The organism is Acinetobacter sp. 1542444 (assembly GCF_000581835.1).
GTDB lineage: Bacteria > Pseudomonadota > Gammaproteobacteria > Pseudomonadales > Moraxellaceae > Acinetobacter > Acinetobacter pittii.
In genome coordinates this window covers 364056-389719 of record NZ_JEYA01000001.1, presented here as the reverse complement: position 1 = coordinate 389719, position 25664 = coordinate 364056, and the positions used below count along the sequence as shown (strand labels likewise).

The 25664-nt window shown below is 38.7% G+C and carries 26 protein-coding genes; 17 read left to right on the top strand and 9 right to left on the bottom strand.

Annotated elements, in window-relative coordinates:
* The first annotated feature begins 14 nt into the window (after positions 1-14).
* Positions 15-1328, top strand: a complete 1314-nt coding sequence (locus tag J580_RS06260; RefSeq protein ID WP_032003480.1) for a DcaP family trimeric outer membrane transporter — start codon at positions 15-17, stop codon at positions 1326-1328.
* Between the two features lie 51 nt (positions 1329-1379).
* Here the strand turns inward: J580_RS06260 and J580_RS06255 are convergent, their stop codons facing one another.
* The 5 genes from J580_RS06255 to J580_RS06235 form a co-directional block, all read right to left on the bottom strand.
* Complete coding sequence (locus J580_RS06255) at positions 1380-2123, bottom strand: amino acid ABC transporter ATP-binding protein (RefSeq protein WP_002114298.1); 744 nt, start codon at positions 2121-2123, stop codon at positions 1380-1382.
* A gap of 13 nt (positions 2124-2136) precedes the next feature.
* Positions 2137-2814: an amino acid ABC transporter permease gene (locus tag J580_RS06250; RefSeq protein ID WP_016145033.1), complete on the bottom strand. Its 678-nt coding sequence runs from the start codon at positions 2812-2814 to the stop codon at positions 2137-2139.
* A gap of 2 nt (positions 2815-2816) precedes the next feature.
* The gene (locus J580_RS06245) at positions 2817-3659 is read right to left on the bottom strand and encodes an amino acid ABC transporter permease (protein ID WP_002114400.1); all 843 of its coding nucleotides are present in this window, start codon (positions 3657-3659) and stop codon (positions 2817-2819) included.
* Between the two features lie 94 nt (positions 3660-3753).
* Positions 3754-4647: an amino acid ABC transporter substrate-binding protein gene (locus J580_RS06240; RefSeq protein WP_014206541.1), complete on the bottom strand. Its 894-nt coding sequence runs from the start codon at positions 4645-4647 to the stop codon at positions 3754-3756.
* 532 nt (positions 4648-5179) lie between these two features.
* Positions 5180-5944, bottom strand: coding sequence for a glutathione S-transferase family protein (locus J580_RS06235; RefSeq protein WP_005076380.1), 765 nt, complete (start codon positions 5942-5944; stop codon positions 5180-5182).
* A 345-nt stretch (positions 5945-6289) separates the two neighbouring features.
* On the opposite strand from J580_RS06235, the gene J580_RS06230 reads away from it, so the two are divergent.
* From J580_RS06230 to ychF, 8 genes are all read left to right on the top strand, one after another.
* A complete protein-coding gene (locus J580_RS06230; protein WP_081403546.1) occupies positions 6290-7525 on the top strand; it encodes an SfnB family sulfur acquisition oxidoreductase in 1236 nt (411 codons plus the stop codon).
* A gap of 12 nt (positions 7526-7537) precedes the next feature.
* Positions 7538-8761 (top strand): SfnB family sulfur acquisition oxidoreductase, encoded by a 1224-nt coding sequence (locus J580_RS06225; RefSeq protein WP_032003478.1) that lies wholly within the window; start codon positions 7538-7540, stop codon positions 8759-8761.
* Complete coding sequence (locus J580_RS06220) at positions 8761-10173, top strand: LLM class flavin-dependent oxidoreductase (protein ID WP_032003477.1); 1413 nt, start codon at positions 8761-8763, stop codon at positions 10171-10173. The genes J580_RS06225 and J580_RS06220 overlap by 1 nt, the downstream gene beginning before the upstream one ends.
* A 14-nt stretch (positions 10174-10187) precedes the next feature.
* Positions 10188-11018 (top strand): MetQ/NlpA family ABC transporter substrate-binding protein, encoded by an 831-nt coding sequence (locus tag J580_RS06215; protein WP_032003476.1) that lies wholly within the window; start codon positions 10188-10190, stop codon positions 11016-11018.
* Positions 11019-11031: 13 nt separating this feature from the next.
* Positions 11032-11865 (top strand): MetQ/NlpA family ABC transporter substrate-binding protein, encoded by an 834-nt coding sequence (locus tag J580_RS06210; protein ID WP_032003474.1) that lies wholly within the window; start codon positions 11032-11034, stop codon positions 11863-11865.
* A gap of 5 nt (positions 11866-11870) precedes the next feature.
* Entirely contained in the window at positions 11871-12947 is a 1077-nt protein-coding gene (locus J580_RS06205; protein ID WP_081273995.1) for a methionine ABC transporter ATP-binding protein, read from the top strand.
* Positions 12928-13587, top strand: a complete 660-nt coding sequence (locus tag J580_RS06200; RefSeq protein WP_017386774.1) for a methionine ABC transporter permease — start codon at positions 12928-12930, stop codon at positions 13585-13587. Before J580_RS06205 ends, J580_RS06200 begins: the two co-directional genes overlap by 20 nt.
* A 93-nt stretch (positions 13588-13680) precedes the next feature.
* Complete coding sequence (ychF, locus tag J580_RS06195; protein WP_002050104.1) at positions 13681-14772, top strand: redox-regulated ATPase YchF; 1092 nt, start codon at positions 13681-13683, stop codon at positions 14770-14772.
* Between the two features lie 43 nt (positions 14773-14815).
* Here the strand turns inward: ychF and J580_RS06190 are convergent, their stop codons facing one another.
* On the bottom strand, positions 14816-15337 hold the full coding sequence (locus tag J580_RS06190; RefSeq protein ID WP_032003472.1) for a DUF962 domain-containing protein: 522 nt from the start codon (positions 15335-15337) through the stop codon (positions 14816-14818).
* A gap of 92 nt (positions 15338-15429) precedes the next feature.
* Between J580_RS06190 and J580_RS06185 the strand changes: the two genes are divergently transcribed.
* Positions 15430-16137, top strand: a complete 708-nt coding sequence (locus J580_RS06185; RefSeq protein WP_032003471.1) for a Crp/Fnr family transcriptional regulator — start codon at positions 15430-15432, stop codon at positions 16135-16137.
* A gap of 171 nt (positions 16138-16308) precedes the next feature.
* Positions 16309-16644 carry a hypothetical protein gene (locus J580_RS06180; protein ID WP_032003470.1) on the top strand — a complete coding sequence of 112 codons (336 nt, stop codon included), beginning with the start codon at positions 16309-16311 and terminating at the stop codon, positions 16642-16644.
* A 74-nt stretch (positions 16645-16718) separates the two neighbouring features.
* On the opposite strand, the gene J580_RS06175 is transcribed toward J580_RS06180, so the two are convergent.
* Positions 16719-17189, bottom strand: coding sequence for a hypothetical protein (locus tag J580_RS06175; protein WP_206223086.1), 471 nt, complete (start codon positions 17187-17189; stop codon positions 16719-16721).
* Positions 17190-17310: 121 nt separating this feature from the next.
* Here J580_RS06175 and J580_RS06170 point away from each other — a divergent pair, with 121 nt between their 5' ends.
* The 6 genes from J580_RS06170 (at position 17311) to dapC (ending at position 24103) form a co-directional block, all read left to right on the top strand.
* On the top strand, positions 17311-18033 hold the full coding sequence (locus J580_RS06170; RefSeq protein ID WP_068791270.1) for an AzlC family ABC transporter permease: 723 nt from the start codon (positions 17311-17313) through the stop codon (positions 18031-18033).
* 1 nt (position 18034) lies between these two features.
* Positions 18035-18376: an L-valine transporter subunit YgaH gene (gene ygaH, locus J580_RS06165; protein ID WP_001047275.1), complete on the top strand. Its 342-nt coding sequence runs from the start codon at positions 18035-18037 to the stop codon at positions 18374-18376.
* A gap of 131 nt (positions 18377-18507) precedes the next feature.
* Positions 18508-18897, top strand: a complete 390-nt coding sequence (locus tag J580_RS06160) for a tautomerase family protein (RefSeq protein WP_032003466.1) — start codon at positions 18508-18510, stop codon at positions 18895-18897.
* Between the two features lie 102 nt (positions 18898-18999).
* Positions 19000-20217, top strand: a complete 1218-nt coding sequence (gene purT, locus J580_RS06155; protein WP_079381102.1) for a formate-dependent phosphoribosylglycinamide formyltransferase — start codon at positions 19000-19002, stop codon at positions 20215-20217.
* Between the two features lie 27 nt (positions 20218-20244).
* On the top strand, positions 20245-22908 hold the full coding sequence (gene glnD, locus J580_RS06150; protein ID WP_000608324.1) for a [protein-PII] uridylyltransferase: 2664 nt from the start codon (positions 20245-20247) through the stop codon (positions 22906-22908).
* Between the two features lie 25 nt (positions 22909-22933).
* Entirely contained in the window at positions 22934-24103 is a 1170-nt protein-coding gene (gene dapC, locus J580_RS06145; RefSeq protein ID WP_025469676.1) for a succinyldiaminopimelate transaminase, read from the top strand.
* A gap of 54 nt (positions 24104-24157) precedes the next feature.
* Here the strand turns inward: dapC and J580_RS06140 are convergent, their stop codons facing one another.
* On the bottom strand, positions 24158-24790 hold the full coding sequence (locus J580_RS06140; RefSeq protein WP_032003465.1) for a LysE family translocator: 633 nt from the start codon (positions 24788-24790) through the stop codon (positions 24158-24160).
* A gap of 64 nt (positions 24791-24854) precedes the next feature.
* Complete coding sequence (locus tag J580_RS0103910; RefSeq protein ID WP_050675737.1) at positions 24855-25646, bottom strand: AraC family transcriptional regulator; 792 nt, start codon at positions 25644-25646, stop codon at positions 24855-24857.
* Positions 25647-25664 lie beyond the last annotated feature (18 nt).

Genomic DNA, 25664 nt, shown 5'->3' with positions numbered 1-25664 from the left:
TCGGGGGAGTTCCTGTGAATAAAATCAAAACACTAGTGTTAGCAATGAGTTCTTTAGGTGCAATGAGCGTGACGATGTCTGTGCATGCCGCTACAGATGCTGAAGTTAACGCCTTACGTGATGAGGTAAAGGAGTTAAAACTACTCGTTCAGAAACTATCTGATCAACAAAAAACAGCTTTAACTGTCACTGCTCCAGCAACAATTCCCGCAGTACCTGCCACCCCTACACCCCCTGCATCAAAACCAGGTTGGATGGCTATGGCCGATGGGCAAACTCAAGTCAAGCTTTATGGTAGTGTTCGCGCAGATGCAACCTATGACTTTAAAGGTTCAAATGGCAGTATTTCAAATGGTGCCAATTATCCACTGAATAAAGATGATCCAAAACAAGACTCACTCAATGTATCTGCAGCAACTTCACGAATTGGCTTAGATATTACTCGTCCAACTCAATATGGAGATTTAACAGGTAAAATTGAAGCCGATTTCATGGGTGGCAATGGAGATAATGGCAATGGTACTTTCCGTGTTCGTCATGCCTATATGTCTTTAGGAAAATGGTTAGCTGGTCAAACAACCTCACCCTTTGTAAACACAGATACATCACCAGAAACAGTAGATTTTAATGGCGCTATTGGTACAGGTACTACACGTACAGTACAGGTTCGTTACACCCAGCCAATTAATGCACAACAAAAAATATTAGTTGCCTTAGAGGGTGGCGATGTTGAAAAAGCTGGTAATGCTGCCGGTGGAAGCCGTTTTCCTGCTTTAACAGCACGATATGATTTCAAAACTACGGATAACAAAGGCCTATTACAGTTACATGGTCTTGCCCATGAAAACCGTGTAGCTCCAAAAGATAGTACTTCTGAAGAGAAATTTGGCTGGGGTGTAGGCGTTGGTGGTAAATATGATTTAACGCCTCAAGATAGCGTAGTTGCTAACTACTATCATGTTAAAGGCGATGGCCGTTATTTACTTTATAGCAATTCGGCTTATAACTATGACACAACAACACAAGATATTAATTTAGGAGAATTCGATAGCGCAGTAATTGGATATCAACGTAAATGGAGCCCTATTCTGCGTTCTACTTTTGCTGTAGGTGGTATTCAATACAAAGATGATAATGTCTATGCAAATAGCAATTTAACCAATACCAGCTATAACAAAGAAATTTATAACGCTTTAGTCAATTTAATCTGGAACCCAGTTAAAAATATTGATTTAGGAGCAGAATATACTTACGGTCAACGTGAAACTTTTGCAGGTGACAAGGGTGATTATTCACGTATCAACCTGCTAGCAAAATATAGTTTCTAAAAATTAGATATAAAAAAAGAGCCTTTAATGGCTCTTTTTTTATTAGGGTTATTAGTGCATCGCCTGAATTTTTTCTAAGAAAAGTTTAGCACGCTCATGACGAGCTTCTAAATTATCAAAGAACTCATGGGTTGGGCAATCTTCTAAAATTTTACCTTCATCCATAAAAATTAAACGGTTAGATACTCTTTTAGCAAAGCCCATTTCATGAGTAACACACATCATGGTCATGCCTTCATGTGCGAGCTGCACCATAACTTCAAGAACCTCACCGACCATTTCAGGATCAAGTGCAGAAGTCGGTTCATCAAACAACATACAGATTGGGTCCATAGACAAACCACGTGCAATCGCTACACGTTGCTGCTGACCACCCGACAACTGCCCCGGAAATTTATCTTTATGAGCAAGTAAGCCTACACGCTCTAAATATTTCAAACCTTTTGCACGAGCATCTGCAACTGAACGCTTTAACACTTTAACTTGAGCAATCGTCAAATTTTCCAAAACAGTCATGTGCGGAAAAAGCTCAAAGTGCTGAAAGACCATTCCCACTCGTGAACGGAATTTAGCAAGATCTGTTTTTGGATCTTTAAGTGAAATTCCATCAACAATAATATCACCTTGTTGAAATGGCTCTAAAGCATTTACTGTTTTGATGAGTGTTGATTTTCCCGAACCAGATGGTCCGCAAACAACAACGACATCACCTTTTTCAATACTCGTCGTGCAATCTGTTAAAACCTGAAAATCACCATACCATTTAGAGATATGTTGGATGTCTATCATTGGCATTTAAAATCTCCAATTAGCGAATGATGGCAATTTTTTGCTGTAAGCGTTTGACTAAATGCGACAGCACAAACGAGCTACAGAAATACACTACAGCGACGATTAAATAGAATGTTGCTTTTGTTTCAGGTCCATAAGTATTAGCCAATGTATCTGCACGACCTAAAAAGTCTGGTGCACTAATCACATAAACTAATGAGATGTCCTGAAATAGAATGATGGTTTGAGTTAACAATACTGGGAGCATATTACGGAAGGCTTGAGGTAAAACCACGTAGCGCATTGATTGACCGTAGGTAAAACCTAGCGCATAGCCTGCATGTACCTGACCTTTTGAAATAGACTGAATTCCAGAACGTACAATTTCCGAGAAAAAAGCTGCTTCAAAAATAGCAAAGGTCACGACACTCGAAAATAATGGTCCCCAATAGGTATCAGATTGAAACTCAAATATTTTCGGCAACAAAAAGTAGAAGATAAAGATCACCTGAATCAGTGGAATACCACGAAACAGATCAACATAAAATTTTGCAAAATTACTTGCGATGGCATTGCTAGATAAACGCATCATTGCCAATGGGGTTCCAATTAAGATACCGCCCATCATTGCTAATACCGTTACGGTAAGCGTAAAAATGAAACCTTCTTTGAGTGCCGCGATCACATCAGGGTTTTGTAATAAAGAAAAATCCATGATTACTTCCCTCCTGAACCTAAGCCAGGTACAGCCATTCGTTTCTCAATCCATGCCATCACAAACTTAATGCTATAAGTGATAATCAAATAAACAGGTGTAGAGAGAATAAGAATGATAATGTCCTGAGAAGTTTCTTCACGCATGGTTTTCGTGTAAGCAAAGAAATTCAATACACTCAACGCATATAAAACAGCTGAGTTTTTAAAAACGTTCATTGCTTCAGATGTAATCGTTGGCCATACTGTACGATATGCAACCGGTAAAATGACATAACGATAGCTTTGTGCAGTAGTAAAACCCATAGCGGAAGCTGCGAACTTCTGTCCACGAGACACGGTATTAATTCCGGCACGTATGTGCTCAGATACACGGGCAGCCGTGTAGAGACCTAATGCAAAAACACCAATAACCGCAGGTTGCTGATTTAAAATATTTTTCCACCAACCACCAGCAACTACATCCCCACTACCTGCACTTAAGCTGTCCGGTAAAAACTCGGGAAAAACAAAAGCCCAGAAGAATAGTTGCACAATAAGTGGAATATTACGGAAAATTTCAACGTAACAATTGCCGATAAATGCGAGAGGTTTGTTGGGTAATGTACGAATTACCCCTAGGAGAGAACCTAATAAAAATGCGATAAGAAAGGCTATAATAGCTGTCCAAACCATAGTGAACACGCCTGAACCTAACATTTGTAACCATGTGGGTGCCTCAGCATAAGCATTGTAGCTTGAGCTACCAATAGCTTTACAAACTGATTCTGCCCATGCGGCTTTATCGACACCATATTCATTAGACTCCGCACAGAATATAGTCCAGTTTAGCGAGCCGACTGACATGTTTGCCCCTTAAATTAATATCTTTAGAAAATAGACCACTTGTGCAAATGAATCTTTACACTTACACAAGTAAATTTAGGACAAAAAGATCCAGTTAGATTCCTGCATCTGTTGGGTTAGCTTTTAATTTCTTATAAGATGAACTTTGTTGCATGTTCAAATTCGTGTTTTTTGGTGGAATTGGAGATAAGAACCACTTCTTATATAAAGCGTCCATTTTACCAGTTTTCCATAAGTTATTTACAGTACGGTCTGCAATCGCTTTAAATTTTGGATCATCTTTAGCAAGCATAATTCCGTAAGGTTCAGATGAAAGTACCGGACCTACAATTGCGAAAGCTTTAGGTGTAGAAGACTTCGCAATCAAGCCTGCTAAAATATTATCATCCATTACAAATGCAGCAGCACGGCCAGATGCCATCATGGCAAAAGAGTCAGCATGATCTTTACCATAAATATTTTGAACATTAACTGCCTGACCTTTTTCATTCATCTTGATGTATTTGTCAGATGTAGTGCCTTGAGTAGTAACAACTGCTTTACCATTTAAGTCCGCCAAACTCTTAATGCCAGAGTTTGCTTTAACAGCCATGCGCACTTCTGTTGCATAGTAGTTAGTTGAGAACCCAACTTGTTGCTGGCGTTGTTTAGAGTTTGTAGTGGTACCACATTCCATATCGATATTGCCTGCCAAAAGCTCAGGAATACGTGTTGATGAAGTTACTGCCTTGTACTCAACTTTTAAGCCAGGCATTTTCAATTCTTTCTTAATGTCATTTGCAAACTGGTTACAGATATCGACTGCATAACCTACTGGTTTACCTGCAACAACATATGAAATTGGATCTGAGGATTCTCGATGACCAATTACGATTTTTCCGGTACTTTTAATTTTAGCTAATGTATCTGCTGCTTGAATTTGAGAAGTAGCGCCAACCGTACAAAGCATAACTGTTGAAATAATGAGAGAGGTTGCAGAACGTTTCATAAGAACTCCTTGATGATCATTCTCTCTATTTATCTATAGAATCATTCATATAGAGCAATAGAGTGATTTTTATTAAATTGCAATTATCGAGCCAACTTTTCCAAGTCGGACCCATCCATTTGCTTCACTTATTCTATTCAATCTGTTTTGCAGAATTAATACCTTTAAAACTGCTCACATGTTTCTACTTTAATCTATGTTTTAATCTTCTGTCTATTATTAAGCTCATCTATTTACACTTAAATGTGGCAATTATTGATTACATTGTAAACACATGCACAATAAAGTGGCTTAACTTTGGCTAAAAATAGTATTTAGAAAAATTGTATTTTCCAAAAAATCATAAAAATTAAAGTTATTAGTCATTTAGATAAAATGGAATTTATATTGTGAAAAGTAATTTTGGCATCAAAATAATATAAACAAATGGCTTAATAAAAATCATTTAGAAAATTGATAGTAATATCTACATTAATAAAATAACTAGCAAAGATAAAAATAAGCCCCGATTTTCTCAGGGCATTTTATAATTTTAAATTCCGCGCCAATCTACTCGCGCATTACGCTCAGTTTGATATATTCTTAAAACATACTGACCTAGAGGTAAATCGAGTAAATTTTGCTGATAGTTATTCCATTCTTCCGAAACACCTTCAGCTTCTTCCCGCTCCCATGGCGTGCCCTTTATTTCTAATAAAGGAGCAAGCATAGAACATACAGAAATATCAGCAAGACTTAAGCGATCACCTACCATATAACGTGCCTGATTTTCGATTAAGCAGTTATTTAGTTCATTTATGAGTTCATCCATACGTTCTTTTGACTGGTTGACTAGCTCTTCTTCAAGTTTATAGTTCTTCTTTACCAGTGTTTTGAGGAATGGCTTCGATATTTTTTCAAACTGACGTAAATAGCCTTGTTCACCCATCATAATTTCTAAAGCATGGTCTCCATGCGCCAAAGTGTGAGCTAGAGCCCAACGACGGACATGAATACCCAGCTCATCAGCCAAGCTATCTATTTTTAATGTTTGCTGTCTTAATTGTTCATCACGACGTAACAGTGAATGCTCCGGATATGTATCATCCAGATAAAGTGCAATTTTAGTCGATTCAGCGATCCATTGATGATCATCTTTCAAAATAGGCAGTAAATTTTGGCCTGTTTTGAGTTGTGCAAAAGCACGATGAAACCCTGGAATTAAGTTATGAGCCACATAATCAAGTTCTTTATGGTCTAACAACCAGCGAGCTTTTTCACAATAATGGGACAAAGGAAACTGATACAAAACCCGCATAAAATCTCCACGTTTATTTTTATTTGACTATTTGTACAAAAATGGTCGTCGGTAAGTAGATACTTTAGAAGCTATTTTTAGTTAAAACAATGGATATTGTGCTCATTTTTCACTGACACTTAAGTCTATTTTTTTTATATCTTTTTTTACCGTACTTATTGCTCTTTTTCATATTAAAACCAATTCTATTATTATTTTTCCGCATAACAAACTTAAACTATTGTTTTTTATAATCTTTCAATATCTCTATTTTTTCATTAAAAAGCAAAAAAAATGCTTTGCACTTTATTTCATAAGCTGAGCATAAGTCCTCGTTTAGTGGAAAAATATTTCTTTTGTAAGGTAATGACAGCAATACAAGGTGTCATTATGTCTAATTCTCTATCAAAAACGACTGCATACGTCCAAATCATTCAAAATGATCAACAAGCGATTAATGCTGCTTATCAAGTGGCGGATTATGCTTTAGAGGGTCGTAATACACGTGATCAACAACGCTTATTACCGCATGAGCAAATCGAAAACTTTAGCCAAAAAGGCCTAGGTGGTATTCGCATTGCAAAAAAATACGGCGGTGCTTTTGTTTCCAATAAAACTTTGGCTCAAGTTTTCCGTATTTTAAGTAAAGGTGATGCGAATGTTGGTCAGATTCCACAAAATCAGATTAGCTTGTTAAACCTGATTGAAATCATGGGTACAGAACAACAAAAACAATTTATCTTTTCAGAAATATTAGCCGGTAAGCGTCTTGCCAATGGTGGACCAGAACGTAATACCCATGATTCAAAAACCTTAAAAACCACTCTTACTGTTGAAAACGGCAAATATATTTTAAACGGCGAAAAGTTTTATTCGACGGGAACAAGTTTTGCGCATTGGCTTGCAATTAAAGCGATTCATCCCGAAGGCCATGTGGTTTTAGTGATTGTTAACCGAGAGGCTCAAGGTATTGAAGTCATTAATGACTGGAATGGATTTGGGCAACGTACGACAGCGAGCGGTACAGTTAAATTAAATCATGTTGAAGTTAATCCAGAACTCATTTTTGATGAGCGATTATTAACTAAAACCCCTAGTTATCGGGGTGCCTATTCGCAGTTATTACAAGTAGCAATTGATGTAGGTATTGCTGAAGCTGCTTTTGAAGATACTTTATCGACTATTCATAAAGCACGCCCAATTATTGATGCAAAGGTTGAAAAAGCTAGCTTTGAACATTACACCCTACAAGAAGTAGGTAAGTTAAATATTTTGCTCGATGCTGCAATTTTACTGCTTGATGAAGCTGCTGAATATTTGGATGAACTTGACCACCTTCAAACGGTGGCTGATGAACAAGTAGCTAAAGCTTCAATTTTGGTCGCAGAAGCGAAAGTCTATGCCAATGATGCTGCTCTACAAATCTCTGAAAAACTACTAGAGCTAGGCGGTAGTCGTTCAAGTTTAAGCCAACACAATTTAGATCAACATTGGCGAAATGCCCGTGTACATACCTTACACGACCCTGTTCGCTGGAAATTACATGCCATTGGCAATTATTACCTTAATGGTCATTTCCCTGCCCGCCATGCTTGGATTTAAGGAGAAATTGTCATGACTTCATATCAATCGGTTCAAACTAAACAAACATCGGCATCTGGCCAAGCGCACATTATTCAAAATGATGTTGAAGCATTAGAAGTTGCCAAACAATTTGCTGAGCAATTTAAAAAAACCGCCGTTGAGCGAGACGCTAAACGAATTTTACCGTATACCGAAATCGATGCTTTGAGCCAATCTGGTCTTTGGGCAATTACAGTACCTAAGCAATATGGCGGTGCCGAAGTTTCAAGCCATACTGTTACTAAAGTAATTGCTCTTTTAAGCGGTGCCGATGGTTCAATCGGACAAATTCCACAAAACCATTTCTATGCATTGGAAGTATTACGAAATACAGGCACAGAAGCTCAAAAACAACGTTTATATGGCGAAGTTTTAAATGGCACTCGCTTTGGTAATGCACTTGCTGAGTTTAAAACCAAAACTTCAACTCATAAACAAACCAATATTCGTCCGCATGAAAATGGGTATTTGATTCAAGGTGAAAAGTTTTACTGCACAGGAAGTTTATTTGCTCACCGTATTCCAACCTTAGTTTTAGACGATGCAGGACGTGAGTATCTGGCATTTGTAAAAAGTGGTTCACAAGGATTAAAACTTGTTGATGACTGGTCTGGCTTTGGGCAGAAAACGACAGGCAGCGGCACGGTCAAGTTTGATCAGGTTTTTGTCGATGCAGATGATGTTATTCCTTTTGATACTGCATTTTTACAGCCAACCTTAGTGGGTCCTTTTGCGCAAATCATGCATGCGTCAATTGAGGTAGGCATTGCACGTTCGGCCTTTGAAGAAAGCTTACAAAGAGTGCATCAAGCCCGCCCATGGATTGATTCAAATGTAGAAACGGCTAACCAAGATCCTTTAACGATTTATGAATTAGGAAGTATTGCTGTAGATGTACGAGCTAGTGAAGTTTTATTAAAACAAGCTGCTCAATCAATTGATGCCGCAAAAATTGAGACCACACCTGAAAGTATTGCTAAAGCATCCATCGATGTTGCCAAAGTACGTGCTCATAGTAGCGATATCGCACTCAAAGCATCGTCTAAGCTGATTGAACTTGCTGGTAGCCGTGGTAGTCAGTCTCAAGATGGCCTAGATCGTTTCTGGCGTAATGCGCGAGTACATACCTTACATGATGCCGCACGATGGAAATATTACTTTATTGGGAACTACGTTCTTAACGGTGTTCTACCACCTCGTCGGGGGACATTGTAATGGCAGATTTTAAAGCGAAAGAGATTTTATTAAACGCCTTTGATATGAACTGTGTTGGACATATCAATCATGGCTTATGGACACATCCACGTGATGAATCACACCGCTTTAATGAACTGAGCTATTGGACAGAACAAGCTAAGACCTTAGAAAGTGGTTTATTTGACGGCTTGTTTATAGCCGATATTACAGGTGTGTATGACGTCTATCAAAATGGTATAGATCTCACTTTAAAAGAGTCCATTCAACTTCCAAGCCATGATCCATCTACACTCGTTTCAGCAATGGCGGCAGTCACTGAAAACCTGAGTTTTGGGGTCACTGTGAACTTAAGCTATGAACATCCGTATCAATTTGCACGCCGCTTTGCGAGTCTCGACCATTTAACTCAAGGTCGTATTGGCTGGAATATCGTGACGGGTTATTTAGATAGTGCCGAACGCTTGATTGGTCAAAAAGGTTTAAAAGACCACGATGCCCGCTATGAACAAGCCGAAGAGTTTTTAGAACTCTGCTACAAATATTGGGAAGGTTCATGGGAAAACGACGCAGTAAAAAAAGATAAAGTACAGCGTGTTTTTACAGATCCATCTAAAGTTCACACCATTCACCACCACGGAAAATATTACCAAAGCGAAGGTGTATTTCAGGTGTCTCCTTCTGTGCAACGCACTCCAACACTGTTTCAAGCAGGTGCTTCTCCCAAAGGTATGCAGTTTGCGACTCGTCATGCTGAGTGTGTATTTATTGGCGGCGACAAACCCGAAAAAATACGAGAACAAGTGAAAAAGATTCGTGCTCTTGCAGAACAGCAAGGCCGTTCAGCGGATGACATTAAAGTCTTCGTTGGCATCACCGTTGTTGTTGCCGAAACACATGATCTCGCTGTACAGAAACTTAATGAATATCGTCAATATGCAAGTCCTGAAGCTGGCTTAGCGCATTATGCGAGTTCAACTGGCATCGACTTAAGTAAATTTGCCGATGATGAAGCAATTCCTTACCAAAAAAGTAACAGTATTGTTTCGATTACCGAAAAATTTAAAGAGCAACAAATCACGAAAAATGACTTAAAAGCTCAGCATGTTTTGGGTGGTCGTTATCCCCTCATCGTAGGTAGTGGCGAAGAAGTTGCTGAATACCTAATTCATCTTTTAGATGAGACAGATATTGATGGCTTTAATTTGACACGTACTGTTGCACCTGAGTCTCACCACGACTTTATTCGCTTGGTTATTCCTGAGCTACAACAACGTGGTCGCTATAAAACTGCATATAAAACGGGTTCACTGCGGAACAAAATCTTTAATCGGGGTGACCAATTACCAAAACAACACCCTGTTCAAGCGTTCCGATGTAGTCCCTATAACAACAGCAAAAACTTAACAACAATTGAAGAAATAACCGCTTAAATTTGGAGATAGACATGGCTCAAACAGCCTCAAAAAAATGGCTAGGCATAGGCTTAGTCGTTGTAGTCCTTGTTGTTGCTTTATTCTTTTGGAATAAACATCGTCAAAGTGGCTCAAATGAACTTGTGATTGGTATTAGCCCACCATTTGCAAAAACTTTACAAGCTGCTGCCGATGAAGCAAAGAAACAGGGTTTAAATGTAAAACTGGTCGAATTTTCTGACTGGAATACACCAAACATTACTTTAAATCACGGGGATATTGATGCGAACTTTTTCCAGCACCAACCTTTCTTAGACAATGCAATTAAAGAAACTGGCTTTAAATTAAAAGCATTTGCAGTGGGTGCAGCATCACATGTGGGACTTTATTCAAAGAAATATAAAAGCCTTGATGAATTGCCACAAAACGCACGTGTAGTCATTCCAAACGATCCAGTGAATCAAGGTCGTGCCCTACTACTTTTACAACAAGCTAAATTAATTACGCTTAAAGATTCAAACAACCATTTATCTGCACTCAAAGATGTTGTTTCAAATCCTAAAAACTTGCAATTCATTGAGGTTGAAGGACCACAAACTGCTCGTGCAATTGATGATGTTGACTTGGCTTTTGGCTATCCGCATTACCTACGCTTAGCAAAAACAGCTGACCCAGAAAGTGCACTTTTACTTGATGACAATACCAATAAACGTTATGCAATTTTGTTTGTAGTGCGTGATGACTACCAAGATAAGGGAGACAAATTAAAGAAATTTGTTGAGATCTATCAAAATTCGCCAAAAGTTAAAGCTGTGTTAGATGCTGAGATTGGGCCAACACTTTGGTTCCCCGGCTGGAAGTAATAACGGAAAGATTATGGCGATTCAGTTCAAACAGTATAAGCCTTGGTTACTCGGAATTACGATTTTGATCGTAATTCTGGGCCTCGTCGGTTATCGTTATATTAAAAAAAAACAAGCCGATGATGTTTTAACGATTGGCATTAGCCCGCCTTATGCTGAGCTATTACAAAGCGTTGCCAATGAAGTAGAAAAGCAAGGCGTTCATGTCAAACTCGTTGAATTTTCTGATTGGAGAGCACCCAATGTTGCCGTACAAAACGGCGATATTGATGCGAACTTTTTCCAGCAAAGCGTATTTCTACGTAATGCTGTTAAAGAAACGGGCTATGACCTACATGCATTTGGTGTGGGTTCAGGAAGTCATGTCGGTTTATATTCAAAAAAATATAAATCACTTGAAGAATTACCTTCAAAAGCACGTATAGCTATTCCAAACGATCCGGTCAATTTAGCCCGTGCTTTAATTTTATTGCACCGTGCAGGTTTAATTCAGGTTAAAGATATAAATAATGAACTTTCAACAACCCAAGACATTATAGCTAATCCTAAACAGTTGAGCTTCGTTGAAGTTGAAGGCCCACAGACAGCACATGCCTATAACGATGTCGATTTAATTTTCGGCTTCCCCCACTACTTAAAAATGGCAAAGGTAACCGATCCACATAGCGCATTATTTTTAGATCCAATCGATAAAAAATATGCAATTTTGTTTGTGACCCGTCGCGATTACCAAGACAAAAACCAAAAACTTGCAACCTTTGTTAAAGCATTCCAGAACTCAAAACAAGCACAAGATATTCTGGATAAAGACTTTGGCCAAGGTATGTGGTTTCAAGGCTGGAAATAAGGAGAATGACGATGGTGAGTTTTGGATCACAAGTTGATTTTTCTCTACCCCATATCAAAATTCGTGGTTTAAATAAGTTTTACCAATCGCAGGGTCAAAAACTGCATGCCTTAAAAGAAATTAACCTTGATATTCCTCAAGGTAAGATTTTAGGGATTATTGGTAAAAGTGGTGCGGGAAAATCATCCTTACTCCGCACTTTAAATGGCTTAGAACAAGTTAATACAGGCAGTATTCATATTCATCAACAAAACATTGCTGAATTGAGTCATGCCGAGCTTATTCAAACTCGCCAACGAATTGGAATGATTTTTCAACATTTCAATTTAATGTCTGCAAAAACAGTCTGGGAAAATGTGGCATTGCCTTTAAAAGTTTCCAATTACAACAAAGCAGATATCGACCAACGTGTAAATGAAGTTTTGGCACTCGTAGGTCTTGCAGATAAGTCTGGCTACTACCCATCGCAACTTTCAGGCGGACAAAAGCAACGTGTCGGTATTGCACGTGCACTTGTTCACCACCCAGAAATTTTACTGTGTGATGAAGCCACCTCGGCACTTGACCCTGAAAGTACCGCCACTATTTTGGCTTTACTTAAAAAGATTAATCAGGAACTGGGTCTAACGATTGTACTCATCACTCATGAAATGCAGGTCATTCGAGAAATTTGTGATCAAGTGGTGGTGATTGATCAAGGTGAGATAGTAGAAGCTGGACAAGTTTGGTCTGTATTTTCACGACCAGAACAACAAATTACTCAAGAATTGTTAAACCTTGAGCAAATTACCCTACCTTTTAAAATCAGTCCTCTACCCGATGAAGATTCGACTCATATTATTGTAAAACTGAAATATGAGGCTGAAGCACATCAGGTTCCAGATATTCAAGAATTACTTGCCAAATTTAAAGCGCCCGTCAATTTATATCAAAGTCAGGTCGATACCATTCAAGGGCATATTATTGGTTCACTTTTAGTCGGTATTCCTAACGTAGAAATTGATATTTCATCTATACGACAAGATGCATTAACTGCAATTGCACAATTTGAGGTACTTGGCTATGCACGACCAGCTCATTGACTTATTAATTACTGGAACTGTAGACACCTTACTCATGGTAGGTGCATCTGCGTTTATTGCTTTTTTAATTGGCTTACCCATTGCTGTTGTTTTAGTCAGCACTTCTGAGCACGGCATTCATCCGTCACAAAAGATTAATCAGGCTTTAGGTTGGGTCATCAACATTACTCGCTCTGTACCCTTTCTTATTTTAATGGTTGCGCTTATTCCGCTTACTCGCTGGATTGTGGGTACAAGTTATGGGGTTTGGGCAGCCGTTGTTCCATTGACGATTGCGGCAATTCCTTTCTTTGCGCGTATTGCAGAAGTCAGCTTACGCGAAGTCGATCAAGGCTTAATTGAAGCTGCACAAGCCATGGGTTGCAACCGTAAACAAATTATTTGGCATGTGCTTTTACCAGAGGCTTTACCGGGTATTGTGGCAGGCTTTACCGTGACTATTGTGACTATGATTAACTCCTCTGCGATTGCTGGTGCTATTGGTGCAGGTGGTCTAGGAGACATTGCTTATCGTTATGGCTATCAACGTTTTGATATGCAAATTATGGTGGCTGTTATTTTAGTGTTGATTGTTTTAGTCATGTTAGTACAAGCGACTGGTGATGCATTAGCCCAGCAACTTGATAAACGTAAAGTTTAAACGCAATACAACCCTGCTCTAGCCATGACTTTGTCATGGCTTTCATGTAAAATCAGCGACAATTTTTAATTTACACATTTGTGAGTGGTTTTCATGGGTTTTAATTGCGGTATTGTTGGTCTGCCAAACGTAGGGAAATCTACCCTTTTCAATGCATTAACGAAAGCAGCGATTGCAGCGGAAAACTTCCCTTTCTGTACCATTGAACCAAACACAGGTATTGTTCCTGTACCAGATCCACGTTTAGACAAACTTGCTGCGATTGTTAAACCACAGCGTATTTTGCCTACCACAATGGAATTTGTGGACATTGCAGGTCTTGTTGCTGGTGCATCAAAAGGTGAAGGTTTAGGCAACCAATTCCTTGCTAACATCCGTGAAACGGATGCAATCGCTCATGTTGTACGTTGTTTCGAAGACGAAAACGTAATTCACGTAAATGGTAAAATTGATCCATTAGACGACATCGCAACTATTAATACTGAACTTGCGCTTGCCGATCTTGAAACTGTTGCTAAAGCAATTTTACGTTTAACTAAAGTTGCTAAAGGTGGTGACAAAGAAGCTGTAGCAACTAAAGCAGTTTTAGAAAAAATCCAACCGTTACTTGACGAAGGTAAACCAGCGCGTGCAGCTGATTTGTCTGATGACGAACGCAAATTAGTTCGTGGTTTTGGTTTAATGACTTTAAAACCAACCATGTATATTGCAAACGTTGCAGAAGACGGTTTTGAAAACAACCCACACTTAGAAGCTGTTAAAAAACTTGCTGCTGAGGAAAATGCGATTGTTGTTCCTCTTTGCAACCAAATCGAAGCTGAAATTTCATTATTAGAAGATGAAGACCGTGCTGAGTTCCTAGAAGCAATGGGCATGGAAGAACCAGGTTTAAATGTGGTTATTCGTGCAGGTTATGCGCTTTTAGGTTTACAGACTTATTTCACTGCTGGTGTACAAGAAGTTCGTGCATGGACAGTAAAAGTTGGTGCAACCGCTCCTCAAGCAGCTGGTGTGATTCATACTGACTTCGAAAAAGGCTTTATCCGTGCTGAAGTTGTTGCATATGATGACTTTGTACAATACAACGGTGAAAACGGCGCTAAAGAAGCTGGTAAATGGCGTTTAGAAGGTAAAACTTACGTTGTTCAAGACGGCGATGTAATGCACTTCCGTTTTAACGTATAAGTTAAAGCTAAAAAAGCCCCAATATGTTGGGGCTTTTTTAGCTTTAATGACTTAAATCCATCGCCTCTCGTTTACTGCGCGCCTCTTGTAAAATACGCTCATGCAGTGACTTTCTAAAACCTAGCATAAAAACAAATTCTGCCAATACAAATAATGGCCCAATCGCAAGTCCTATCACATCATCAACAAAAGCAGGTTTTTTCTTTTCAAAATAATGTCCCACAAACTGAAAGACCCAACCCACCACAAAGAAACCAATACTTGCTACTAACCATTCTCCAAAAGATAACTGTGCAATTTGGCTCGCCAGTGGATACACAGCAGCTAAAAGAACGAGCATGAGTAAGCCAAATACTTTATCTAAAATAAAATAATAGATCGTACTAGCTGCAATCAGGACTATGGCTAAAATCAGTTTAAAACTACCAATATCGACTCCAGCTCTTGCGGTTAAACACAAAATTGAAAACACGATGAGCGGAATACCGATAAAGTGCGTCAAAATATTTTTATGATTTAAGTGGTAAGCCGCATATTTGCTAAGCTCTTGCTCCAGATTTGACATGAGTTATTCCCTATTCACTTACATATAGTCATACTGTACATATAAGGAAAACTTAAAGTTGTCAGCTATTTGACAAAATAATGAATTTTTTCATGGATGACCGAATATTGGACCTAATTTATATTAATCGACTAAAAGAAAACACATGGTTTAGTGTGCTTCCAGAAGCATTCCAAAACTTTATTTTAGAACATGGCAAACAAATCACCTTTGAGAAAAATAGCTATGTTTTCCATGCTCAAGATCTATTTGATGGCATTTATACTGTACTTGAAGGCTCGATTAGCTTGGGTTATGTCGATGTAAATGGTAATGAAGCTCTTTCTGCTATTGTTGAGCCAATCATGTGGTTTGGTGAAATATCATTGATTGATCATGAACCGCGCTCACACGATGCGATTGCATTAAAAAAAAGCACAGTTCTACATATTCCTGCAAAACCATTAAATGATCTACTCAAGGACAATCCATATTATTGGTACTATTTTGCACGTTTAACGAGCCAAAAACTCAGGTATGTTTTCTTAGAACAGATTGCAATACAAACACGGAGTATTTCTCAAAGGCTGGCACAGCGTCTTCTATTCATTTTAGAAGGATATGGGAATCATATTCTTATTCAAGATCATCACATCCATATTTCTCAAGAACAATTGGCAAATATGCTGACCACATCTAGACAGACCATCAATCATGAGCTGAGTCTGCTCGAAAAACAGAAAATCATCAAAATTGCTTTTAGAAAAATTGAGATTCTAGATATTGAGAAATTGAAAATAGTTGCTCAAGCACAATGCTAATTTTTTAAAAGCGGCTAAATAATAAAAACTTAAAATTAAATTAAAAAATTAGATAACACTGCAAATCAAAACATTGTTCAAACTCTATTTCCACAAAATAAATGTGTTAAAGCAGATATTTTCACCCTACACTCAAGCTGAGCAACAATACTCGACAAGGCGCTGATTAACATGAAAAAATTATCAACAATTCTTACAGCAGGCGTATTGGCTATGTTAAGTGTTTCGGCATTTGCATGTCCAAAAGGAACTCAACTACAAGGCGGTACAGGACCGAATCACAAAGGTGGAAAATGTGTAGCGGTACATGGAAAAACTACCGCTCAAAAAGCCAAGAAAGAGGTAACTAAAACTAAACAGGATGTTAAAAAAGACTTAAGCACTCAAAAACATGATGCAATGACCAGCGCGACACATGCTCAACATGAATCACAGCAAATGACTCATCAAATGAAACAAGATGCTGTGAAAACTGCTAACCCCGCTAAAGCCGCCACAAAACCGTAATTCACATTCACTCATTATCGTTTAAAAGCAAAAAAAGCGAGATTGATCATCTCGCTTTTTTAGATTCATTAGTTTTATTTTGGCGAAGTATTTCCAAGATTTGGCGTATCGATCGCATCCTTACATTGAGCCTTATCTCGCTCATAGTCCGCTTGCTTTTGGGCAACTGAACTATTGTTTTCTAGCGTTTCGCGTGCCCATATATCTAAACTTGTCAGGGCTTTACGACAGAGTGCATATTTCCCTTCTGTCACTGAATCCGTCATTTTTACATTAATGCGCCAGTCTGTACTTAATTGGCGTAAAGGTTTACGAACTTTGTCATCAATTTGGCTGAGTTGTTTTTCATAAACTAAATGCTCGACCGTGTTAATTAATGTCCATGCTTTTTGAGCATAAACAGTTGCATCATTGGTTAGTTTCGGTGCTGGCTTAATTTCTACTTTTTTTTCTGCACCTTGATTAGCATTATCACAGCCCTGCAATGTAAAAATACCTGCACTCATCATGGCGATATAAACTAAACGAATCTTTGCATTGAACATATCAAACTGCCGATTAAACATTTCGGCACTATGCTATTAAATTCGGCTACAATACTCAATCTTTCAAGTATTTTTATCATTTGGTTTATTGCCAAGGTGTATTGTGTCCGAACAACAATTGATGCCTGCCCAAACAGCAACTTTTTGGCAAGGCGCCAAAGATAGCCAAGCTATCGTACTCACCTATTTACCCGTTTCTTTTGCCTTTGGCGTTTCTGCATCCCAGTTTGGTTTTACACCATGGGAAGCTTTTTTTCTATCTTGTTCAATGTATGCTGGCGCTAGCCAATTTTTGGTTGTGGCTCTTTTGGCTAGCGGTTCATCCATCTGGCTAACAGCATTAACAGTTATTGCACTAGATATTCGCCATGTCCTTTATGGACCTACTCTATACAACCTGATTCCAAACAAATTAAATCTTAAGAAAACTGCAGTATGGGCTTGGGGCTTAACGGATGAAGTTTTTGCCAGTGGAATGATCCAACTTTCACAACGCAGACAACAATGGTCCGAGTCTTGGATGCTTGGCCTAAGTCTATTTAGTTGGATGGCTTGGGCAAGTGGCTCTTTGTTAGGTGGATTATTTGCCGATCAAGTTGCTCATTTACCAAAGTTTTTACAAGCAGCTTTAGACTTCTTATTACCTGCTTTATTTTTAAGTTTTTTATTAGCCGCATTTGAACGAAAGCATAGCCTTGTTGTTGCTGTATCATTAGTGGTTTCAGCTTTGGCATGTTATTGGATTAACTTATCAGCGGCTATCTTTATAGGTATTTTTTCAGGCATTTTAGCTGGTCTATTTAAACATTATGTGCTGAAACAGCATGATGAGGTTGAGGCTTAATATGAACCTAGAAATTATTCTGGTCGGCATTATTGTGGGTATAGCCAATTTTGCTTCACGCTTTGGACCTTTTTTCGTAATACAAAAACTACAGGGCAACCAACAAAGACGCGGCTCAATCTGGATCAAAATTGCTTTGGGAAGTATTGGAATATCTGCAATTAGTGCCATGCTTGTAGTTGCTACCCTTCCACCTCTCCTTGAAACTCCCAATAAGAGTTTCGCAATGCTTATCGGTTTTTTAGTTTTAGCAGGTCTTTATTTTAAATTTAAGAAAATCGTACCAGCAACTTTAACTGCCGCAATTGTTTATGGTCTGATCTATACTTATTTACCTTTATAAATAGATAAACTTATCTTCCTTATATAAAATAAAATCTGGCCAGAGGCGTTTAAGATTGAAACTTCTGGCTTGGAAAATTTAATTTTTGAATTGATTAAAAAGATAACCTTAGCTACTTAATAGAGATAAAAATGTCACAAGTTAAAATTTATGCAAATGAACAAACCATTATGCAGTACCGAGAATTACTTTCTCATGCAATCCATCAGGCGCTTATTGAAGAATTGAAATATCCTGTTGAGAAAAGATTTCAACGTTTTATTAGCCTTAAACCAGGAAATTTCATTTACCCTTCTGACAGAAGCCAGCATTACATTATTATTGAACTTTCAATGTTTGCAGGCCGCAATGCAGCCACTAAAAAGCAGCTTATTCAAACCTTATTTCGTAATATTCAAGAACAATGTAGAATTTCTCCACAAGACATTGAAATTACTATTTTTGAAACACCTAAAGAAAACTGGGGCATCCGTGGTAAAAATGCGGATGAATTGCTTTTAAACTATCAGGTTAATATCTAAAAACCACTTTTTTAATTGTCCGACAAAATTACTTTTTTTATGCATGATAAGGCTTAACTCCACCATAAGTTCTGCTATGCTTAAAAAAATAATTTTGTCAGGATGATTCGCATGAGCGTGACACTCGGTACCCCACTTCAATCTTCTGCATTTAAAGTTTTATTGTTAGGTTCAGGAGAGCTTGGCAAAGAAGTTGTAATTTCCTTACAACGCCTTGGTGTAGAAGTACATGCAGCCGACCGTTATGATCACGCACCAGCAATGCAAGTTGCACATTTTTCTTATGTATTAAACATGGCAGATCCTGCCCAATTAAAACAACTCATCGAGAAAATTAAACCAAATTTAATTGTTCCAGAAATTGAAGCAATTGCGACAGAGGTTTTACTTGAAATTGAAGCGAGCAAAACAGCAACTGTCATCCCTTCTGCTAAAGCTGTAAACCTCACAATGAACCGTGAAGGCATCCGCCGCCTTGCGGCTGAAGAACTTGGCCTACCTACTTCTGCGTATCGCTTTGCTGATACGCTCGAAAGCTTCCGCGCCGCTTGCGATGACATTGGTTATCCAAACTTTGTAAAACCGGTCATGTCTTCTTCAGGTAAAGGCCAGTCTCGTGTAAAAAGTTTCGATGAAGTTGATGCTGCTTGGGAATATGCAATGCAAGGTGGCCGTGTTAATCAAGGTACGGTCATTATTGAATCTCAAATTGATTTTGATTTTGAAATTACATTACTTACCGTTCGCGCTAAAAACCCTGAAACTGGTGAAATTGAAACTCATTACTGTGACCCAATTGGTCACCGCCAAGATGCCGGTGATTATGTAGAAAGCTGGCAACCTCAACCAATGACGGCGGCGGCACTCGAAGAAGCAAAACGTATTGCAAATAAAGTGACAACTGCACTTGGTGGCTGTGGTATTTTTGGTGTAGAACTGTTTATTAAAGGCGACAAGGTTTGGTTTAGTGAAGTCTCACCTCGCCCACACGATACAGGACTCGTAACTTTAGCATCTCAGTTTCAAAGTGAATTTGAACTGCATGCACGTGCAATTTTAGGTTTACCTGTAAACACAGCACGCCACAGTGTTGCAGCAAGTGCAGTAATTTATGCTGGAGTTGATGCCAGCAATTTAAGTTATAGCAATCTCAATGTAGCTTTAACACACCCAGACACCGATTTACGCCTGTTTGGCAAACCAGAAGGTTTCAAACGTCGTCGTATGGGGGTAGCAACCGCTCGTGCTGAAAATACTGATCTTGCTCGTACTTTAGCGAAAGAAACCGCTGATCAAGTAAGCGTTCAAACAAACTCTTAATTTTTACTTATTGGTAGACCCATTTTCATGATCAATATATCGCCATTGTTGAACTATGTCTCAAGTCATCATGATATTAAAGCCATTAATCAGTGGCGAACGGATGTAGAAAAGCAGTTGCAAGATTCATATGAAAATGGGCAATCTATTCGTGAAATCATTAAAGCCCGTTCAGATTTAGTAGATGAAGCACTGATCTTTTTATGGAAACATGCTGAACTCGATCAGACAGAACTAGGCCTTTTTGCTGTAGGCGGTTATGGGCGCCGTGAAATGTTGCCCTATTCCGATGTCGATATCATGATCCTATCGGAGCATGAAATTAACGAAGAAAACGAAAAACGTATCTCTACATTTATTTCTTCTTTATGGGACGTTGGAAACTTTAAACCCGGCATTAGTGTTCGCACGATTCAAAGCTGTGTTGAACAGGCCGCTACCGATTTAACCGTTGCAACAACTTTAATTGAGGCGCGGTTAATTACTGGCAATAGTCAGCTTGCGAAATGGCCTCGCCGTATTGTTTCGCAGACATGGACTGACAAAACATTCTATGACGCAAAAATGGCCGAACAAGCCAAGCGTTACCACCAACACAACAATACTGAAAGTAATTTAGAACCTGACATTAAAAATGCACCGGGCGGTATTCGTGACATTAATCAAATTGGTTGGATTGCCAAACGCCACTTTCGCGTAAACCGTATTTATGACTTAGTGCATTTAGGTTTCATTTCAGAGTTTGAATTGGCAGTTTTAGAAGAAGCAGAAAGTTTTCTTTGGGAAATTCGTCACCATTTGCACCGTTTAGCCAAACGTGATGAAAACCGTTTACTCTTTGACCATCAAAGGGAAATTGCCGCTAAATTTGGTTATGTTCGTCAAGAAGGCCAACCTGTAAATTATGGTGTTGAGCAATTCATGAAACGCTACTACCGTACGGCGCAACAGGTTTCAACACTCAATGAAATGTTGCTGGCGTATTTTAGCGAGTCGGTGATTACTCCTCGACTCCCCAACTATGAACGCAAAATTGAAGTTGTTAATGATCACTTTAAAATTGTTGATAATAAACTTGCCGTACAACATCATAAAATATTCGCCGAGCATCCAAGCGCGATTTTAGAGTTGTTCTATATTTTAGCCAATCGACCAGATATTGAAGGTATTCGCGCCCGGACTTTACGCTTACTTATTCTTGCCGCAAAACGAATCAACCAAAGTTATCGCGATAATCCAGAGCATCAAGCGCTGTTTATGTCGATTATTCGCTCACCATATCGTTTATACGATACCTTGGTTGCGATGAAACGTTATGGTGTTTTAGGAAACTATATTCCTGCTTTTGGCCAAATTATGGGCCTTATGCAATATGACTTGTTCCATATCTATACGGTCGATGCTCACACATTATTATTGCTGCGTAATTTAAATCGTTTTAGAGAACCAGAATTTGCCAAAGAATTCCCTGTAGTAAGTTCAGTTTTCCAACGTCTTGCCCGTCAAGATATTGTCTTTATTGCTGCTTTATTCCATGACATCGCAAAAGGTCGCGGTGGTGATCACAGCGAACTCGGCGCAGAAGATGCAATTGAGTTTGGCCGTGCACATGGCTTTACAGAACGTGAATGCAAATTAATTGCATGGCTCATTCAAAATCATTTGCTCATGTCACTCACAGCTCAGAAAAAAGATATTTCTGATCCAGACGTCGTGAAAGATTTTGCCGAAAAACTGGGCGATATGGAGCATCTTGATTATCTATATACCTTAACGGTTGCCGATATTAACGCGACAAATCCAAAACTATGGAATACATGGCGTGCATCACTTATGCGTCAACTTTATACGCACGCTCGTGATGTAATCCGTACAGGTTTAGGCCGTCCTGTTGACTACCAAATGTTAATTGAAGACACCAAGTTTGCAGCAAGTGAATTACTAGTAAATAACTTCGCATTGGCAGATGTCGAAAAAGTTTGGCAAGAACTTGGTGATGAATACTTCATTAAAGAATCGGCAGATGAAATTGCGTGGCATACACAAGCAATTTTAAAACACGGTGATAATCCAGAGCCATTAGTGCTCTTGCGTGCTCACCGTAAAGCAGCTCAAGATGCAGTGCAAATCTTTATTTATACACGCGATCAACCTAACCTATTTGCCACCACTGTTGCCGTTTTAGACCGAATGAACTTAGACGTTCAGGACGCAAAAATTATCACGGCAAGTACAGCATTTAGCTTAGACACTTATGTAGTACTGGATCGTTTCGGGACATTGCTTACCGACCCAGAACGTGAAGAAACCGTTAAAAATGCATTAGTGAAAGCCCTTAGCCAACCAGACCAATATCCGGGACTCATGCAACGTCGTATTCCACGTCAATTACGTCATTTCGATATTGAAAATACAGTCGACGTAACATTAAATGAAGCCTTACAGCAAAATATGGTCGAAATTTCAACACTCGATCACCCCGGCCTACTTGCACGTGTGGGTGGTTTATTTATGATGCAAGGTTTAGACATCCATTCAGCCCGAATCGCAACTTTAGGCGAACGTGCCGAAGATATTTTCTTTGTCACCAAAAAAGATGGAAAACCGCTGAATAACGAAGAGGTCAAACTCTTCTCGGAAAAACTGAAAGCTGCATTAGATGAAGCATCTAATCAAATTTGTCAGCACTGAAACTCAACTACTTGGTAACTGTTTAATGAACTCTAGCTTGTCGTTATTACACCCGTATCCATTCGAAAAGTTAAACCAACTTTTTAAGGATACTACTCCTGCTAACCTTCCCTTGATTCCTCTATCAATTGGCGAACCTAAGCATCCAGCACCAGAGTTTGTTAAACAGGCTATTATTGATAACTTTAACCATTTATCAACTTATCCAAACAGTAAAGGCTTACCTGAGCTTCGCCAAAGCATTGCAGATTGGTTAACTAAGCGCTTTAAACTGAATAGTATTAGTGCTGAAAACCACATTTTGCCTGTGTCTGGTACACGTGAAGGCATTTTCTCTTTTGTACAGGCATTAATTAATCGTGAAGATGCACCTTATGTGGTGATGCCGAACCCGTTTTATCAAATTTATGAAGGTGCGGCTTTACTTGCAGGTGCAAAGCCATACTTCATTAATTGCACGGAAGAAAATGGCTATTTAGGTGATTTTGATGCAGTACCAGCAGAAGTTTGGGAAAAGACAGCCCTACTTTTTGTATGTACACCGGGTAACCCAACAGGTACTGTGCTTTCCAAAGAACAATTTAAAAAGCTAATTGCCTTATCTGATCAATATAATTTCGTTATTGCTTCTGATGAATGCTATTCAGAGCTTTGGTTTGACCAAGCACCTACTGGTCTATTAGAAGTTTGTGCTGAGCTTGGTCGTGATGACTACAAAAACTGTATCGTATTTCATTCACTTTCAAAGCGTTCAAACTTACCGGGTTTGCGCTCAGGTTTTGTAGCGGGTGATGCCGATCTGTTAAAGCCATATTTGCAATACCGCACCTATCACGGCGCTGCAATGCCAGTACAACACCAGCTTGCTTCAATCGCAGCGTGGAACGATGAAAACCATGTTGAAGAAAACCGTAAGCAATATCGCGCAAAGTTTGATTTATTCCAATCTGAGCTAGGCCATCTGCTCCCACTACAAAAACCTGATGCTGGATTTTATTACTGGTTAAAAGTAGATAATGATGAAACTTTTGCCAAGATGCTGATGGAAAAAGCACACATTAAAGTTTTACCGGGTCGTTATCTATCTCGTGATACCGAACAAGGTAACCCTGGTGCCAATCATGTGCGTATGGCTTTAGTAGCAGATTTGGCACAATGTGAAGAAGTTGTTAAACGTTTAAAAGCAATTCTTTAAACCCAGCAAAATTGCATAGCCTTCAATTTTATTTAGAAGGCTATGCGATCTGCTTTAACTATAGGCAACCAATAACACTGCGAAAAAAATGGAAGCCAGACTGGAGCAATAATATATTCCTCTAGCAGAGCGTTTAATCTGTGCTAATACACGCTCTTGACGCAATAAACGAACTAATAATAAATTCCACCCGAAAACCACTCCTGTCATCCATATACTCATTAGTAATTTTTGAAATAAGCTAAATTCCTGTTGAATAAGTAGCATTAAACTACTATAAAACATAATATTTTTAGGATTAAGAAGACTGGATTGCAAACCCAGAGCTAAGCTTTTAACTTTACTCTTATAACTAGACTCTTGTTCAACCAAACTATTTTCAGCAACAGTAATATTTAAGTTTGTTCCTTGAGTGGTTCTAAAACAAAGAAAACTCAAATAAACTAAATACCCAGCCCCCAGCCATTTAAGTACTAAAAGAATCGTTGTGCTTAAATTGCCAAGCACCATAAATCCAAATATACACACCATTAAGATAACAGCATTACCCAAAGTAATTCCCAGAATAACGCCATAGGTATAACGCGCTCCTTTTTGCAAAAGACTGGTCAAAATAAGAAAAAAATCTGGACCTGGAGATAGTAGTGCTAAAAAGTGAGTAACGGCGATAACCAAAAAAACTTCCATAACGATTTCATCTTTAAAACTGTATGGAGTAGCTTAAAAATAGAGAAAAATAATTTCTTGTAAATTATTGCGCGGCTGCAAGTTGAAACTGTCGAGGAGTAATTCCCGTATGTGCTTTAAAAGCTTTATGAAAATGGCTTTGATCACTAAAGCCTAAATTGACAGCTAGCTCTGCGAGTGAAATCCCTTGCTTTAATTGAGCTCTGGCTTGATTAATCTTTAAATTAATTTGAAATGCATGTGGAGTTAAACTAACATTGGCCTTGAATAAACGAATGATTGCATATCGACTAAGACCAACCTGCTCTGCAAGCTCTTCAAGAGAAATAAATCGTTCTGACGATTTAATAATATGAATTAAGTCCAAAAAATCTTCATACAAATATTCAGTTTTTTGTATTTCTTCTAATACGAAATGAGGGAGTAACAGCTGGGTAAGGCAATAGATCAGCGACTGTTCTTTTTCAATAATTAATTTTTCAGGATCAAATAAAGTTTCATTCATATCAGAAAAAGCCTGATATAAAGTTTCTTCTTTTATTATGAGCGGCTTATGCTGAGGCAGATGTAAATCCAGACCATGTTCTCGAAATTCTGAATACAGCTGATTTAACCACCTTATGTCCAAATGTAGCATCTGGTAGCCCCAAGCCTGATCTGGCAAAGGGTTACATGAATGCTCAATATGTGCGGGTACGATCACCAAAGTATCAGCATCAATCTTTTGCAGTGTACCAAATGAACTTTGAAAAACGCTATTCCCCTCGTCTATAGCCCCGATAGAAAACGTTGGATGACTATGAGACTTATAACACGTTCGGCTAAAACAGGACCTTCTGGTTTCAACATACGGCATTCGCCCATCTTGCCAAAA